Source organism: Amycolatopsis sp. NPDC104587, assembly GCF_055583645.1.
This window is the reverse complement of record NZ_JBVJNO010000002.1, coordinates 197,776-212,182: the sequence shown is the minus strand read 5'-3', so window position 1 is coordinate 212,182 and position 14,407 is coordinate 197,776. Positions and strand designations below refer to the sequence as shown.

13 protein-coding genes are annotated in these 14,407 nt (G+C 71.3%); 4 read left to right on the top strand and 9 right to left on the bottom strand.

Going from position 1 to position 14,407, the window contains the following annotated elements; translation table 11 throughout:
* From ACZ61C_RS05435 to ACZ61C_RS05420, 4 genes are all read left to right on the top strand, one after another.
* Entirely contained in the window at positions 1 to 1,413 is a 1,413-nt protein-coding gene (locus ACZ61C_RS05435; RefSeq protein ID WP_465303157.1) for an L-fucose/L-arabinose isomerase family protein, read from the top strand.
* A gap of 46 nt (positions 1,414 to 1,459) precedes the next feature.
* Positions 1,460 to 2,821 (top strand): MFS transporter, encoded by a 1,362-nt coding sequence (locus tag ACZ61C_RS05430; protein ID WP_465303155.1) that lies wholly within the window; start codon positions 1,460 to 1,462, stop codon positions 2,819 to 2,821.
* Between the two features lie 83 nt (positions 2,822 to 2,904).
* Positions 2,905 to 4,401, top strand: coding sequence for an alpha/beta hydrolase (locus ACZ61C_RS05425; protein WP_465303153.1), 1,497 nt, complete (start codon positions 2,905 to 2,907; stop codon positions 4,399 to 4,401).
* Positions 4,402 to 4,462: 61 nt separating this feature from the next.
* Complete coding sequence (locus ACZ61C_RS05420; protein ID WP_465303151.1) at positions 4,463 to 4,609, top strand: hypothetical protein; 147 nt, start codon at positions 4,463 to 4,465, stop codon at positions 4,607 to 4,609.
* Here ACZ61C_RS05420 and ACZ61C_RS05415 read toward each other — a convergent pair.
* The 9 genes from ACZ61C_RS05415 to ACZ61C_RS05375 all read right to left on the bottom strand — a co-directional run bounded on the left by ACZ61C_RS05415 (position 4,596) and on the right by ACZ61C_RS05375 (position 14,316).
* A complete protein-coding gene (locus tag ACZ61C_RS05415) occupies positions 4,596 to 5,381 on the bottom strand; it encodes a DeoR/GlpR family DNA-binding transcription regulator (RefSeq protein WP_465303149.1) in 786 nt (261 codons plus the stop codon). The genes ACZ61C_RS05420 and ACZ61C_RS05415 overlap by 14 nt on opposite strands.
* 115 nt (positions 5,382 to 5,496) lie before the next feature.
* Positions 5,497 to 7,335 (bottom strand): DUF5107 domain-containing protein, encoded by a 1,839-nt coding sequence (locus tag ACZ61C_RS05410; RefSeq protein ID WP_465303147.1) that lies wholly within the window; start codon positions 7,333 to 7,335, stop codon positions 5,497 to 5,499.
* A complete protein-coding gene (locus ACZ61C_RS05405; protein ID WP_465303145.1) occupies positions 7,332 to 8,372 on the bottom strand; it encodes an ABC transporter ATP-binding protein in 1,041 nt (346 codons plus the stop codon). Before ACZ61C_RS05405 ends, ACZ61C_RS05410 begins: the two co-directional genes overlap by 4 nt.
* A 6-nt stretch (positions 8,373 to 8,378) precedes the next feature.
* A complete protein-coding gene (locus ACZ61C_RS05400; protein WP_465303143.1) occupies positions 8,379 to 9,287 on the bottom strand; it encodes a carbohydrate ABC transporter permease in 909 nt (302 codons plus the stop codon).
* Positions 9,268 to 10,224 carry a carbohydrate ABC transporter permease gene (locus ACZ61C_RS05395; RefSeq protein WP_465303141.1) on the bottom strand — a complete coding sequence of 319 codons (957 nt, stop codon included), beginning with the start codon at positions 10,222 to 10,224 and terminating at the stop codon, positions 9,268 to 9,270. Before ACZ61C_RS05395 ends, ACZ61C_RS05400 begins: the two co-directional genes overlap by 20 nt.
* Positions 10,224 to 11,618 (bottom strand): ABC transporter substrate-binding protein, encoded by a 1,395-nt coding sequence (locus ACZ61C_RS05390; protein WP_465303139.1) that lies wholly within the window; start codon positions 11,616 to 11,618, stop codon positions 10,224 to 10,226. The genes ACZ61C_RS05395 and ACZ61C_RS05390 overlap by 1 nt, the downstream gene beginning before the upstream one ends.
* A gap of 69 nt (positions 11,619 to 11,687) precedes the next feature.
* Positions 11,688 to 12,530, bottom strand: coding sequence for a class II fructose-bisphosphate aldolase (locus tag ACZ61C_RS05385; RefSeq protein WP_465303137.1), 843 nt, complete (start codon positions 12,528 to 12,530; stop codon positions 11,688 to 11,690).
* The gene (locus ACZ61C_RS05380; protein ID WP_465303135.1) at positions 12,530 to 13,438 is read right to left on the bottom strand and encodes a 1-phosphofructokinase family hexose kinase; all 909 of its coding nucleotides are present in this window, start codon (positions 13,436 to 13,438) and stop codon (positions 12,530 to 12,532) included. The genes ACZ61C_RS05385 and ACZ61C_RS05380 overlap by 1 nt, the downstream gene beginning before the upstream one ends.
* The gene (locus tag ACZ61C_RS05375) at positions 13,435 to 14,316 is read right to left on the bottom strand and encodes an SIS domain-containing protein (protein ID WP_465303133.1); all 882 of its coding nucleotides are present in this window, start codon (positions 14,314 to 14,316) and stop codon (positions 13,435 to 13,437) included. The genes ACZ61C_RS05380 and ACZ61C_RS05375 overlap by 4 nt, the downstream gene beginning before the upstream one ends.
* Positions 14,317 to 14,407: the final 91 nt, after the last annotated feature.

Here is a 14,407-nt window from a genome sequence, read left to right as displayed (position 1 = left end):
ATGGCACGCATCGGCGTCATCAACCTCTCCGACGGCCGCGACTACGTCCACAACGGAATCGCCGGCTTCATCCGCGGCACCGAGGACCGGCTGGTCGCGGCCCTCGACGAAGCGGGCCACGACGTCGTCCGGGCTTCGGCGCCGGTGTCGGACAGCAGGCTGGCCACCTCCGTCGCCCGGGAGATCGAGGCGGCCGGGGTGGACCTGACGGTGCTGCACTACTGCGTCTGGGCGTTCCCGCACTTCACGATGCTCGCCGCCGGCGCGCTGAGCGGACCGCTGGTGCTGGTGGCCAACGTCGACCCGGTGCAGCCCGGGATGGTCGGGATGCTCGCCGCGGGCGGCGCGCTCGACCAGATCGGGCGGGCGCACACGCGGCTCTGGGGTGACCCGTCGGACGGCGGGCTGATCGCGGCGATCGGCGTCCGCGCCCGCGCGGCGGGGGCCGTCGCGAAGCTGCGCGGCAGCACGTTCGGCCGGATCGGCGGCCGCCCGATGGGGATGAACACCGCCGTCGCCAACACCGACCAGTGGCAGCGGCAGTTCGGGGTCGACGTCGAGGAGGTCGACCAGTGGGAGGTCGTCCGGCGCGCGGAGGCCGCCGACCCGGCGGAGAAGCGGAAGGCGCGTGAATGGCTGGAGCAGCACGCGACCGTCCGCTACGACGGCGTCAAGCTGACGCCGGAGCTGCTCGAACGGCAGATCGGCTCGTACGTCGCGATGCGGTCGCTGATCGACGAGTGGCACCTGGACTTCACCGGCATCAAGGGCCAGCCCGAGCTGACGCAGCACTTCGCGACGATGGACGTCGCCGAGGCGTTCCTCAACGACCCGTACGACTGGAACGGGCCCAAGAAGACGCACGTGTGCGCGACCGAGGCCGACATGGACGGCGCGCTCACGATGCAGCTGATGAAGCACCTGTCGGGGACGCCGGTGCTGTTCGCCGACGTCCGGCACTACCACGCTGCCCGGGACATCTGGGACCTGTGCAACTCGGGCCAGCACGCGACGTGGTTCGCCGCCCGCAGCGACGACCCGGCCGAGAACCTGGCCCGCGTGACGCTCCACCCGGAGGTGTTCTTCTTCCCGGCGGGCGGAGCGTCGGTGCACCACATCGCCGCGCCGGGGCGGATGACGCTCGCCAGGCTCACCCGCCTGGACGGCCGCTACCGGCTGCAGCTGATGCTGGGCGAGTTCGAAAACTACGACGAGGAAACGACTTCCGCGCTCGAGGCACAGTCCACTCCGGAATGGCCGCACGCGTTCGCCCGGCTCGACGCGCCGGCGTCGACGTTCCTCTCGCGGTTCGGGGCGAACCACATCCATGCGGTCCCGGGTGACCACCGGGCCGAGCTGCGCGCGGTGTGCGAGCTGCTGGGGATCACCTTGGACGAGTTCACCCGCGGCTGAGCAAGCGGTTGACTTCAACCTTGCTTCAGCTTTTACCGTCGCCACCATGACCGCTCCTCCGATCCCCCGCACCGTCTGGATCGCCTCCGGCGTCATGGCGCTCGGCGGTTTCCTCGGCAACATGGACGGCTCGATCATCGCGGTCGGGCTGGAGTCGATGAGGCTGCGCCTGGGGGTCGGCCTCATCGAAATCCAGTGGGTCGCGACCGCGTTCCTGCTCGGCCTCTCCGCCGCGCTCCCCCTCACGCCGTGGCTGGTGAAGCGGCTCGGGGCCGGGCGGCTTTGGCTGTGGTCGCTCGGGGCCTTCCTGGTGACGTCGGTGGCGTGCGCGCTCGCTCCGGACGCCGGCACGCTGATCGGCGTCCGGGCCGTGCAGGGCATGGCCGCCGGGGTCATGGTGGCCGCCGGGCAGACGGTGATCGGGCTGGCCGTCGGGCCCGAACGGCTCGGCCGGACCATGGGCACGCTGGGCCTGGTGGTCGGGCTGGCGCCCGTGATCGGGCCGAGTGTCGGCGGGCTGCTGCTGGCGCACTTCTCGTGGCCGGTGCTGTTCTGGCTGAACCTGCCGATCGGGCTGGCCGCCTTCGCCCTGGCGCTGAAGCACGTGCCGCGCGGCGACCGGGAACAGCCGCCGCCGGTGGACTGGCCGGGCCTGGTCATGGTGTCGCTCGGCCTGCCGCTGCTGGTGTACGCGCTGACCGAGCTCAACGGCGGGTTCGCGGCCGTCGGTGCCGCGCTGCTCGTGCTGTTCACGTGGTGGTCGTTGCGCGCCCGGCACCCCGTGCTGCAGCTGCGGCTGGCCGCCCGGCCGGTCATGGGCTCGGCGCTGGCGGCGGTCCTGCTGGCCGGCGCCGGGATGTTCGGCGCGGTCCTGCTGCTGCCGCTGTGGTTCCAGGTCCGGCTCGGCGCCGGACCGGCCGAAGCCGGGGTCCTGCTCGCGCCGATGGGGCTGGCCACGACGGTGTTCGTGCTCGTGGCCGGCCGGCTCACCGACCGCTACGGCGGCGGCGCCGTCGCGCTCACCGGGTCACTGGTGGTGCTGGCGAGCACTGTGCCACTGCCGTGGCTCGGCCCGGAGACGCCTATGGTGCTGATCCAGGCACTGCTCGTCGTCCGCGGCGCGGGACTCGGGCTGTCGATCATCCCCGCGTCGACGGCGGCGTACGCCTCGGTCTCCGCCGGCGAGCTCGGGCACGCGACCGCGCTGGTGAACATCGTGCTGCGCCTGGGTGGCGCGGTCGGCGGCGCGGCGTGCGTGATCGTGTTGTCGCGCGGCCTCACCCTGGACGCGGCGACCGGCTTCGGCTGGGCTTTCGGGGTGCTCGGCGCGCTCTGCGTGCTCGGCACGGCGGCCGCCGCGTGGCTCCGCAGCGCCGAGCGATCCTCCACAGTGGACACCACGGCCTGATCCACCAGGGAACCTGGCGCGATCACCGGATTGGTGATTACCTGGAGCCGAGCAAACACTGTCGGTAAGGGGAAGGGCTGGCAATGTCGGGGGTATCAAGGCGGCTGGTGACGGCCGCGGCGGCGACGGCCGTACTGGGGAGCATCCTGACGGCGGCGCCGGCTTCGGCCGCGGCAGGCGTCGACTGGAAGCCGTGCGCGGACGCGCCCGGTGTCGACTGCGGCACGGTCACCGTGCCGCTCGACTGGGCACATCCGGACCAGGGCACCACTTCCATCGCGCTCGCGCGGCGCAAGGCGACCGACCCGGCCGCCCGCATCGGGTCGGTGCTGATGGACCCGGGCGGCCCCGGCGGCCCGGGCGCGGGCCAGGTCAAGGAGGGCTGGACGCTCTCGCCCGAGGTCACCAAGCGGTTCGACACCGTCGGCTTCGACCCGCGCGGCGTCGGGGACAGCACCCAGATCAAGTGCGGGCTCGACGAAGTGATCGCCGACCACCCGGAAGTGCCGCGCAACCAGGCCGAGTTCGACCAGCTCGCGGAGTACAACCGCAAGCTGGGCGAAAGCTGCAACCGGCTCAGCGGGCCGCTGGGGCAGCTGGCCGACACCAAGAGCGTCGCGCGTGACATGGACGCGATCCGCGTCGCGCTCGGGGAAAAGAAGCTGACCTACTACGGCGTTTCGTACGGCACGCTGATGGGCCAGCAGTACGCCGAGCTGTTCCCGGACAAGGTCCGCGCGCTCGTGCTCGACAGCAACATGGACCACTCGCAGCACACGGCGTGGGAGTTCCTGAACAGCGAAACGCAGTCGGTGCAGGCGGAGTTCGGCCAGTTCGCGGCTTGGTGCGGCCGGACGCCGACCTGCGCGTTGCACGGCCGGGACGTCTCGAAGCTCACGCGTGCGTTGCAGGACAAGGCCGCGCGCGGGGAGCTGAAGGACCCGACGAGCGGTGAGCCGATCACGCCGCTGTCGCTCGCCGCGATGTTCCAGGGCGCGTTCTACGGGCCTTCCTGGGACGCGCTGGCCACGCGGCTCAAGTCGCTCGCGGACGGCACCAAGCCGGCCGCGTCGGCCCAGCTCAAGGAAGACATCCCGGTCAACACGGTGTTCCAGAGCGTCTTCTGCGACGACTGGCGGCTGCCGGTGCACAACTTCGCCGAGCTCGAGGCCTACCGCCGGACGGCCGCGGCGCTCGCGCCGGACGTGAAGGTCAACTCCCTCGGCTGGCAGGCCGTCACCGGCTGCATCGGCTGGCCGAACAAGGCGAGCAACCCGCAGCACCCGCTGCAGGTGCACGGCGCGCCGCCGCTGCTGATGGTGAGCAGCAGGCACGACCCGGCGACACCGTACGCGTGGTCGCAGGCCGCCGCCCGCCAGAGCGGCAGCACGCTGCTCACCTACGACGGCTGGGGCCACGGCGCGTACTTCAAGAACAGCCCGTGCGTGACCAAGGCGACCGACGACTACCTGATCACCGGCAAGCTCCCGGCCAAGGGCACACACTGCGCGGCCGTCGAGCCGGGCAGCGCCGAAGCCCGCATCGCCGGGCCGAAACCGCCGTCGACGATCGGCTTCTGAGGCACCGCACCGCGGACCGGGACCGAGCACAATCGGTTCCGGCCCGCGAAGGGAGCCGGACATGGTCCTCTGTCAGAACACCACACCGGACCACTGCACCGACCCGGACTTCACGGCGTTCCGCCTGGCGTCCCTGCGCACAGACGGCAACGGTCACCGCGTCCTGACCGCGGCGCTCGCCTTCGCCCCCCGAGTCAGACGGCGTTGACCTCGACACCCGCCGCTTCGAAGGCCCGCAACGCCTCCGGATCGGCGTCGGTGTCCGTGACCAGTGCCTGCACCTGCGTCGTCTCGCAGATCCGGGCGAACGCACGACGGCCGAGCTTCGAGCCGTCCGCGACGGCGACCACCCGCTCGGCGCGTTCGACCATCAGCCGGTTGATGCTGGCCTCACCTTCGTGGTGGGCGAACGCGCCGGCCTCCGGGTCGAACGCGTCCACCCCGAGGAACAGCAGGTCGATGGTCAGCTCGCTGAGCACCCGAGTCGCCAGCGGCCCGCTCAGCTCGAACGACTGCGGCCGCGCGACCCCGCCGGTGACGACGATCTTGACGTTCGGCCGCACCGCGAGCTCGTGGGCGATGTTCAGCGCGTTGGTCACCACGGTGATCCCCGGGCCGTCACCTCGCGTGGCCAGGTCCGACCGCATCGCGAGCGCCCGCGCGACGCCCGCTGTCGTCGTGCCGCCGTTCAGGCCGACGACCATGCCCTTCGCCGCGAACGCGGCCGCCGCGGCGCTGATCCGCTGCTTCTCCGGCACGTGCCGGGCGGTCTTGTAGCGCAACGGCAGGTCGTAGGCGAGGTCGTTCGCGACCGCGCCGCCGCGGGTGCGCGTGAGCAGCTGCTGTTCGGCCAGGTGGTCCAGGTCCCGCCGGATCGTGGCCGCGGAGACGTCCAGCTCCGCGGCCACGTCCTCGACGTCGATCTTTTCCCGCTGCCCCAGCATGTCCAGCAGGGTGCTCAACCGTTCGTGCCGGGCCATCGGCGGTACTCCCTAGCTTGCTCTCGGCGGCCCAGCGCGCATGACGTTGCACTGTTGGCCACCGTTTCGAGCAGTATGCTGCATCGCCGGTGTCCGCCGCACGCGGCACGCCGGTTCACGTCATCCGGAAGTCGTACCGCGCCGGCAGCGGATCATCCGACACCGCCGCCCACACGTCCGACAACGACGTCTCGCCCTCCCGGACGTTCGCCACCTCGAATCCCTCCTCGAACACCGCCCGTGCCCCGGCGCGATCGCCCAGCGCGAGCCGGGCCCGGGCCGTCAGCAAGGCCACGCGCCCGTCAACCGGCAACCCGGCCACCAACGAAGCCGCCGCCGCAGGCTCTTCCGCCGCCAGCTGAGCCGACGCCGCCTCCAGCACCAACGGACGCAACGACGGCGCGAGCGCACAAGCCCGCAGATACAGCCGAGCCGACTCCGACGGGTCCTGTGACACCGCCGCCAAACACCGCAACGCCCACGGGTTCTCGGCCGCCAGCAAGGACGAATCCCACGCCGCGACCGCCTCCGCGCGACGACCGGCCGCCCAGCGGGCGACACCCCGGTGGTACCACGTCAGCCAGTTGTCCGCCGTGTGCTCCAGCAAGTCCGCCCAGTACCGGTTGACCACAGTCGGCGGCGGCCGCAGAAGCGGGTCCCCAGCAGGGGAAAGGCCGTCCAGCAGCAAAAGCCAAGGCTCCTGCGACGCCTCCAGCGAAGACGGCGGGAACGGCGTTCCCGGCAGGCACATCGGCGTCCGGCGCGCCTCCAGCGCACCCCAGCCCGAGCCCGAGAACAGCAACGGACCGGGCTCGGAGTCGAGAACCGACCGCAACGCCGAGTGGTGATCCGCCAACGACGGCAGACCGGACTCGATCGCCGACGTCGCCGCCGCCCAGTCCGTCCCGTGGACCACCGCCGGGTCCGCCGAGACCGGGCCGTACGCCTCCAGCCAGTCCCACGACTCGCCCGCCGGGAGACGCAGGTGCTCCAGCTGCGTGCGGGCCAGGCCCGCCTGGATCTCCAGGTACCCGCCCGCCCCCGGCGCCAGCCACTCCTGCCAGCGGCGGCCGCCCCGCGACTCGCCCCAGACGAACAGCTTCCGGCCCCGCAGCCGCGACGTCGAGAGCTGCACCAGGCCGTGCCCGGACGCCGAGACCGCCGCGATCCACGGCGACGAGCACTCGAAGAAGTAGTCCGCCGCCGCCGGGGAACGCGCCGGGTACGTCAGCTCGGGAGTGACGTCCACCAGGTCCAGCCGGCCCGAGTACCCGTAGTGCCAAGCCTGCGAAGCCGCCGCCAGCACCCGCGTGTCCGGCGTCTGCGGCACCGCGATGTTCGACCACCAGTACGCCGGGACGTCGTGCGGGTGCGGGTTGCGCAGGCGGACGCCCACCAGCAGGTGCTCCGAGCCGTCCGGCAGCCAGAAGTCCAGCTGGAACGGCAGGTCCCGCGTGCGCTCCCACTCCCACAGCCGCAGCACCGGGGAGCCGTCCGGGCCCTCGACCGCGGCCGCGAACAGCGGCGCGCACGTCAGCGTGGTGTGGCCCGTGCTGCCCAGGTTCCATTCGACGCCGCCCGCGAACCACGCGTCGCGCAGGGCCAGGTTGGCCGGCTGGAACACCGGGTTGCGGTACAGCAGCTCACGGCCGTGGTGGACCAGGGAGTACAGCCGGCCGCCCAGGGACGGGAGCACCGTCGCGCGCACGTGCTCGTTCTCCAGCACCAACGCCGGAACGGACGTCAGGCTGCGATCACGCGTGTAGCCGTCCTGAAGGAGACAGGGCAGCACGGTGTCCAGCCGTCCGTAACCGATCCCTTGCGCCAGGTCCGGCGGCAGTTCGTCCACATTGGACACGGAAGACACCGGCGGCGCGGCCAGCGGGGGCAGCGGGTTCTCGGGCCCGAGGGAAGCCGCCGGCAGCTCGACCGATGTGCGGTACAGGCGCGTCACGGCAGCCGGTCGCCGGTGGCCGCGTCGAACAGGTGGACCGCATCCGGCTGCGGGGCCAGCTTGATCCGCTCCCCGCGCTGCCACGGCGACATGCCCGGCGTGCGCACGGTCAGCACCTGCGAGTCCGTCCGGCAGTAGAGGTACTGGTCGCTGCCCAGCTCCTCCACCACCTCGACCACCGCGTCGACACCGGAGCCGATCGTCCAGCCCTCCGGGCGCACCCCGACCACCAGGCCCGGGCCGGTCAGCGCCGACCGCTGGGCCGTCGTGAGCGGGACCGACCAAGGGCCGTCCACTGTGGTCTCCAACAGGTTCATCGCGGGAGAGCCGATGAACCCCGCCACGAACACGTTCACCGGCCGCGCGAACAAGCCGATCGGCGTGTCGACCTGCTGCAGGATCCCGTCCTTGAGGACCGCCACCCGGTCGCCCATCGTCATCGCCTCGACCTGGTCGTGCGTGACGTACAACGTCGTGACACCCAGCCGGCGTTGCAGCGACGCGATCTGCGTGCGCGTCTGCACCCGCAGCTTGGCGTCCAGGTTGGACAGTGGTTCGTCCATCAGGAACACACTCGGCTCACGCACGATCGCGCGGCCCATCGCGACGCGCTGGCGTTGCCCGCCCGAGAGCCGGGCGGGCTTCCGGTCCAGGTACTCGGTCAGGTCCAGCAGCGCCGCGGCTTCGGTAACCCGCCTGCGCCGCTCGTCCACGGGCACCCGAGCCAGCTTCAGGTGGAAGCCGATGTTCTCCCCGACCGTCATGTGCGGGTACAGCGCGTAGTTCTGGAACACCATCGCGATGTCGCGGTCCTTGGGCGGCAACGCGGTGACGTCGCGCGGTCCGATGTGGATCGCCCCGTCGTCGACGCCCTCGAGCCCGGCGAGCATCCGCAGCGTGGTCGACTTGCCGCAGCCGGACGGGCCGACCAGCACGAGGAACTCGCCGTCGGCCACCGAAAGGTCGAGGCCGTCGACCGCCGGGCGGTCCACCCCGGCGTAGAAGCGGGTTGTGTCGGTGAAGGTCACCGTGGCCATCAGGTCCTACTTTCCGGCGCCGAGGGTCAGGCCGGTGATGATCCGGCGGGCGAGCACGAGGTACAGCACGAGCATCGGGAGCACCACGATCGCCACGCCGGCGATCAGGCCGCCGTACTCCGACTGGTAGCTCGCCGCGCCGTAGAAGGTGAACAGCGCGCGGGACAGCGTGAAGTGCGCCTGGTCCTTGAGGAACACGATCGCCAGCAGCGTCTCGTTCCACAGGCCGATCGCGTTCAGCGTCAACGCCGTGATCAGGCCGCCGCGCGCGAGCGGCAGCATCACCGAGAAGAACGTCCGGGTCGGCGACGCGCCGTCCAGGGCCGCCGCTTCCTCCAGCTCGTCCGGCAACGACCGGAAGAACCCCGTCAGGAGGAACACCGTGAACGGGATCGACAACGCGACGTACAGCAGGAACAGCCCGTACTCGTTGTCCAGGTGGACGCGGCTCAGCACCACGAACAGCGGGATGATCACCGTCTGGAACGGCACGCCCATGCCGATCGCGACCACGTTGGTCATCGGCCCGGACCCGCGCACCCCGAGCCGGGTCAGGGCGTACGCGCAGGGCGCGGACACGGCGACCGTGGCCACCGTCGCGAGCCCGACCAGCACCACGGTCGTCAGCACGGCGTCACCGAACCCGGCGTTGTTCCACGCGTAGACGAAGTTGCGGAACGGCTTGCCGAGGTGGAACCACTGGTAGGGCAGCGCGAACGGCTTGGTGAAGATCTCCACCGGCGTCTTGAACGCGGCCGTGACCAGCCAGTACAGCACCAGCACGTTGCCGGCGGTGAACGCCCAGACGATCACCGAACCCAGCAGGCGCAACGGGCTCAGGCGGCGTGACCCCGGCGCCGGCCGCGGCTTGCGCGGCACGCGGCGGACGCGGACCTCAGAACTGGATAGCGTCACGACGCATCAACCGCCTCAGGAGCACGACGAGCACGGACACCAGCACGATCATCGCCACCGCGCAGGCGCAGGCGGCCCCGAAGTCCGGGGTGCCGTTCGAGCCGAAGGTCCGGTCGAACACGTAGACCCCGAGCGTCCACGCCTGGTTCGGCGGCGCGTAGGTACCCGGCCCGGCCAGCACGAACACCAGCTCGAAGATCTTCAGCGCGTTGATCGTCCACAGGACACCGGCGACACCGACGACGTCCCACGTCATCGGCAGCGTGATGTTGCGGAACTTCTGCCACGGCGACGCGCCGCCCAGCTCGGCGTCCTCGTAGAGGTACGGCGGGATCCGGTCGACCGCGGCCATCAGGATGGTGATGTAGAAGCCCGAGCTGGCCCAGATCAGCGACGCCGTCACCACACCGGTCACATTGGACGGTGCCAGGAACTTCGCGGCGTCCGCGCCGACGTGCTCCAGCACGTAGTTCGCCAGCCCCTGCTTGCCCGGCTGGTACTTGAACACGAACCCGAGGAACATCCCGAGCGCGACCGGCGCGACGATGTTGGGGAAGAACAGGATCGCGCGGACGACCTTGCCGCCGCGCATGTCCCGCAGCACCATCGTGAACAGGAACGCCAGCGCGAACGTGCCGATGCCGCCGAGGAAGACGTACACCAGCGTGTTGCGGAAGGCGTACTGGAACGAGTCGCTCGCCCACATCTGCGTGTAGTTCGTGACGCCGTTGGGCTTCGGGGTGTCCCCAGCGCCGGCCCAGCTGGTGAAGCTCAGCACCACGGTCGCGAGTGTCGGCAGCACGAGGAAAGCCAGGTACAGCACCAACGCCGGCGCGGCGAACGGCCAGAACAGCCGCTTCTTGCGGCGCAGGTGCGCACCGCCGGCGTCGCGGGTCTCCGAAACCCGCGACGCCGGCGCTGACGTGAGTGTGGCCATCAGCTCTGGTTCTTCCAGAACTCGGCGCCCTTCGCGGCCAGCTGGTCCACGAACTGCTGCGGGCTCAGCTGACCCTTCAGCAGCGCGGTGTCGGCCGGGTCGAAGACGTCGGTCTGCCACTTGCCGCCGGCGATGCCGTCGATCCCGTCGTACTGCAGGACGTGCTCCTTCTTCGGGTCGTCCATCGCGGCCTTGACCTGCTTGAGGTCGTCCGGCACGGCGAGGTCGGCGCGCGGCACGAGGTTGTCGGCCACCGCCGGGATGCCCGAGAGGATGTCCTTGTTGAGGAAGTAGGCGATGAACGCCTTGGCCGCCTCGGCGTGCTTGGCCTTCTTGGTCACGGCGAACCCGATCGACATCTGCTCGACGGTGTCGTGCGTGGCGCCGGCGGGCATCGGGAACTGGAACGAGCCGTAGTTGATCTTCGTCCCGGCGCCCTGCTTGTCCAGGTACTCGCGCGTCTCGCTCGGCGCCCAGGTGCCGACGTAGAGGTAGCGCGAGTCGCCGTCGGCCCAGCGCTGCTGCACCTGCGGGAACTTCGCCGCGTCCCAGCCGTCGATGAAGTACTTCGGCAGCTTCGCGGTTTCGGTGGCGGCCTTGAGGAAGTCCGGGTCGGTCTTCCACGCCTGGCCGGTCTTGTCCGACGCCGCCTTGTTCAGCCCGCCCGAGCCGACGTAGCGCTCGGCGAGCTGGGTGAAGAAGTACATGTTGTAGAACGGGATGTCGCCGTCCTGGCTGATCGCCGCCTTGCCGTCGGCCTTCGCCTTGTCGAACAGCGCGACGAGGTCGTCCATCGACTTCGGCTGCTGGACGTCGCCGGCAGTGTCCTTGTTGAACCACCAGGCGCTGGACTGGACGGTGTAGGGGACCATGAAGTTGTGGCCCTCGCGGTCCTTGTTCTGCGGGAAGTCGTACGAGCTCGCCGACAGCACGTCCTTGACGGTCTTGTCACCCTCGCCGACCTTCATCGCGAAGACGTCGTCGACGCTCTGCGTGCCGCCCGGGGTCGCGATGGCCGCGCCGACCTTGCTGACGTCCTGGTCGAACAGGTCCGGCACGGCGTCGGTGTTGAGCGCGGGCACCAGGTTCTGCGTGTAGGCCTTGCGGCCCAGCCACTGCACGTTCACCTTGACGCCGGTCTTGTCCTGGAAGCACTTGAACGCCTTCTGGAGGACCTTGCCCTGCGGCTCGTCGGCCGTCCACATCGCCCAGTACGTGAACTCCTTGTCCGAAGCCGGTTTCACCGTCGCTTCCGGACACGGCGCGTTGAGGTACTGCTCCACCCCGGGCAGCGCGTTCTCGCCGGTCCCGCTGCCCGTGTCAGCACCCCCGCCACAGCCCGCCAGGAGGAGCGAGGCCCCCGCCGCACACGCCAAGACCTTGCTTCGTCGCATCCGCCACCACCAGGATCGAGATCGAATATTGCGCTCGTTCTGCGCGTTAGTGCGCAGTTTTGTTCGCTTTCACGCATCTGTCAACATGAGGACGCCTAACAATCGGCGCACTTCAACGGCTACCGCGTCGCGGCCCGCACCCAGGTACTTGCGCGGGTCGACCCGTTCGGGGTGGGCGCGCCAGTCTCCCGCGGCGGCCGCGGTGAACACCTTGTTGAGCTGGGTGGCGATGTTGACCTTCGTCATGCCCGCCCGCACAGCTTCGGCGAGGCCCTCGTCGGGCACCCCGGACGAGCCGTGCAGCACCAGCGGCACCGGAACCTCCACGCGCAACCGGGCAATCAGATCGAAGTCCAAAGTGGCGTCGCGGGTCAGCATCGCATGCGAGCTGCCGACGGCGACGGCGAGCGCGTCGACCCCGGTGGCCGCGACGAACTCCGCGGCTTCGGCCGGGTCCGTGCGCGCGCCCGGCGCGTGCACCCCGTCCTTGCCGCCGACCTCGCCGAGCTCGGCCTCCACCCAGACGCCGTGGTCGTGGCAGAACGCGGCGACCTCGCGGGTCTCGCGGACGTTGTCGGCGTAGTCCAGTTTGGACGCGTCGAACATGACCGACCCGAACCCGAGTGCGACGGCTTCACGCACGAGGTCGCGGCATTCGGCGTGGTCGAGGTGCACGGCGACCCGTGCTTCGGCCGCCCGCGCGGCGGCCAGCGCCGCGCCGCCGATCGGGGCCAGCGCGCCGTGGTACCGCACGGCGTTCTGGCTGAGCTGGACGATCACCGGCGCGTCCGCCAGTGCCGCGCCTTCGACGATCGCGGTGATGTGCTCGAGCTGGATCGCGTTGAACGCGCCACAGCCCCGCCCGGCCGCCGCGGCGGCCGCGACGATCTCCCCGGTGCCCACCAGAGGCATCACAACTCCTGTTCCGGCCGGTCGCGCACGGCGACCAGCCCCCGTTCCCGGTGGTAGTGCTCGAGGTCGACGTCCCCCGCGAGCGGCCCGAGCACGGCCGCGCCGGACAGCGCGACGGCCCGGCGGAGGATCTCCGGCCACGGCTCGCGGTCGCTGAGCCCGAGCGCGAGCGCCGCGACCACGGCGTCACCCGCCCCGGTGCTGTTGCCGGTGAGCACGGTGGACGGCGTCGCGTGCCAGGTGCCCGACGCCGTGACCGCGAGCAGGCCGTCGGCGCCGAGCGAGACGACGACGGCTCCCGCGCCCCGGCGGCGCAGCTCCCGGGCCGCCGCGACCGGGTCGCTCAGGCCGGTGACCTCGCGCAGCTCGTCGGCGTTCGGCTTGACGACGGACGGCCGGCCCGTCAGCCCGGCCAGCAGCGCGGCGCCGGAGGTGTCCAAGATGGACGGCCGGTCGCCGAGCAGCCGGGCGAAGCCGTCCGGTGGCGCGCCCGGGGGCAGGCTGCCGGAGCAGACCAGCACGTCGGGGACGCGGCGGCGGACCCGCTCGGCCAGCAGCGCCCACTCGGCCGCGCTCAGCTCCGGGCCCGGCTCGTTGAGCAGGGTGACCGAACCGTCCACGGCGGACAGGACGGTCGTCGTGCGGCGCGTCTCCCCGGCGATCGGCACCAGCTCCGCGGCCAGCCCGGCGGCGCCGAGGTCCGCCGCGAGCTCGGCCCCGGTGGGCCCGCCGGCGGTGGCGATCGCACGGACGTCGGCGCCCAGCGTGTGCAGCACGCGGGCGACGTTGACCCCCTTGCCGCCCGCCCGGCGCCGGACGTCGCGGGCCCGGTGCACGGTGTCCGGCACCAGGCTGTCCACTGTGTACGTGACGTCGAGCGCCGCGTTCGGCGTCACGGTGACGATCATGTGAGGACGACGGATCTCGTGAGGCTGCGCGGGTTGTCCGGGTCGAGGCCCTTGCGGCGCGCGATCGCGCCGGCCACGAGCTGGGCCCGGACGAGGTCGGCGAGCGGGTCGAGGCCGCTCTGGACGAACGTGCCGCCCGCGCGGCGGACGTCGTCGGCGAGCCCGTCCGGCGCGCTGCCGAACATCCAGGTCACCCGGCCCGGCTCGCTGATGCTGATCGGGCCGTGCCGGTAGTCCCACGCCGGGTAGGACTCCGTCCACAGCAGACACGCCTCCCGGAACTTGAGCGCGGCCTCGTTCGCGATCCCGACCGACCAGCCGGTGCCGAGGAAGCTGAACTGCCCGGCGCCGACCAGCGACTCCGGCAGCGGCTCGGCCAGCACCTGCTCGGCCTGGGCGACGACCTCGGTCAGGTCCTCGCCCAGGTGCGCGCGCAGCATCGCCAGCGCCGTGGTGGCGAACCGGGTCTGCACCACCGACCGTTCGTCCACGGCGGACAGGTCGACGACGGTGTCGGCGGCGCCCTCGATCTCGGCGGGCACGCCGGTGATGGCCGTGGTCCGGGTGCGGCCGCGCAGCTTCGCGAGCAGCGTGTGCACCTCGGTCGTCGTCCCCGAGCGGCTGAGCGCGAGGACGTGGTCGTAGGCGCGCCCCACCGGGAACTCCGACGCCGCGAAGGCGTCGGTCTCGCCGAGCCCGGCGGTTTCGCGCAGCACCGCGTACGCCTGGCCGACGAACCACGACGTGCCGCATCCGACGATCGCCACCCGGGCGCCCGGCGCGGGCAGCAGGCCGGCGTTCGCCTCGGCGAACCCGCCCGCCTCACGCCAGCAGCCGGGCTGGCTGGCGATCTCCGCTGCCATGAAGGTCCCGCTCATGAACTCCCCATCCGTGCCGGTTGTGCGCAACAGCTGTCACGGTAGGTGCAGTTTTGTGCGTCGTCAATCGTCGTATCGAGCAACTTTGCAC

Coding starts and splice junctions, on each gene's coding strand:
- ACZ61C_RS05415 (WP_465303149.1), bottom strand. CDS start 5,381: ATGGCCCGGCACGAACGGTTGAGCACCCTGCTGGACATGCTGGGGCAG.
- ACZ61C_RS05420 (WP_465303151.1), top strand. CDS start 4,463: ATGGTCCTCTGTCAGAACACCACACCGGACCACTGCACCGACCCGGAC.
- ACZ61C_RS05390 (WP_465303139.1), bottom strand. CDS start 11,618: ATGCGACGAAGCAAGGTCTTGGCGTGTGCGGCGGGGGCCTCGCTCCTC.
- ACZ61C_RS05375 (WP_465303133.1), bottom strand. CDS start 14,316: ATGAGCGGGACCTTCATGGCAGCGGAGATCGCCAGCCAGCCCGGCTGC.
- ACZ61C_RS05385 (WP_465303137.1), bottom strand. CDS start 12,530: ATGCCTCTGGTGGGCACCGGGGAGATCGTCGCGGCCGCCGCGGCGGCC.
- ACZ61C_RS05430 (WP_465303155.1), top strand. CDS start 1,460: ATGACCGCTCCTCCGATCCCCCGCACCGTCTGGATCGCCTCCGGCGTC.
- ACZ61C_RS05380 (WP_465303135.1), bottom strand. CDS start 13,438: ATGATCGTCACCGTGACGCCGAACGCGGCGCTCGACGTCACGTACACA.
- ACZ61C_RS05435 (WP_465303157.1), top strand. CDS start 1: ATGGCACGCATCGGCGTCATCAACCTCTCCGACGGCCGCGACTACGTC.
- ACZ61C_RS05395 (WP_465303141.1), bottom strand. CDS start 10,224: ATGGCCACACTCACGTCAGCGCCGGCGTCGCGGGTTTCGGAGACCCGC.
- ACZ61C_RS05425 (WP_465303153.1), top strand. CDS start 2,905: ATGTCGGGGGTATCAAGGCGGCTGGTGACGGCCGCGGCGGCGACGGCC.
- ACZ61C_RS05405 (WP_465303145.1), bottom strand. CDS start 8,372: ATGGCCACGGTGACCTTCACCGACACAACCCGCTTCTACGCCGGGGTG.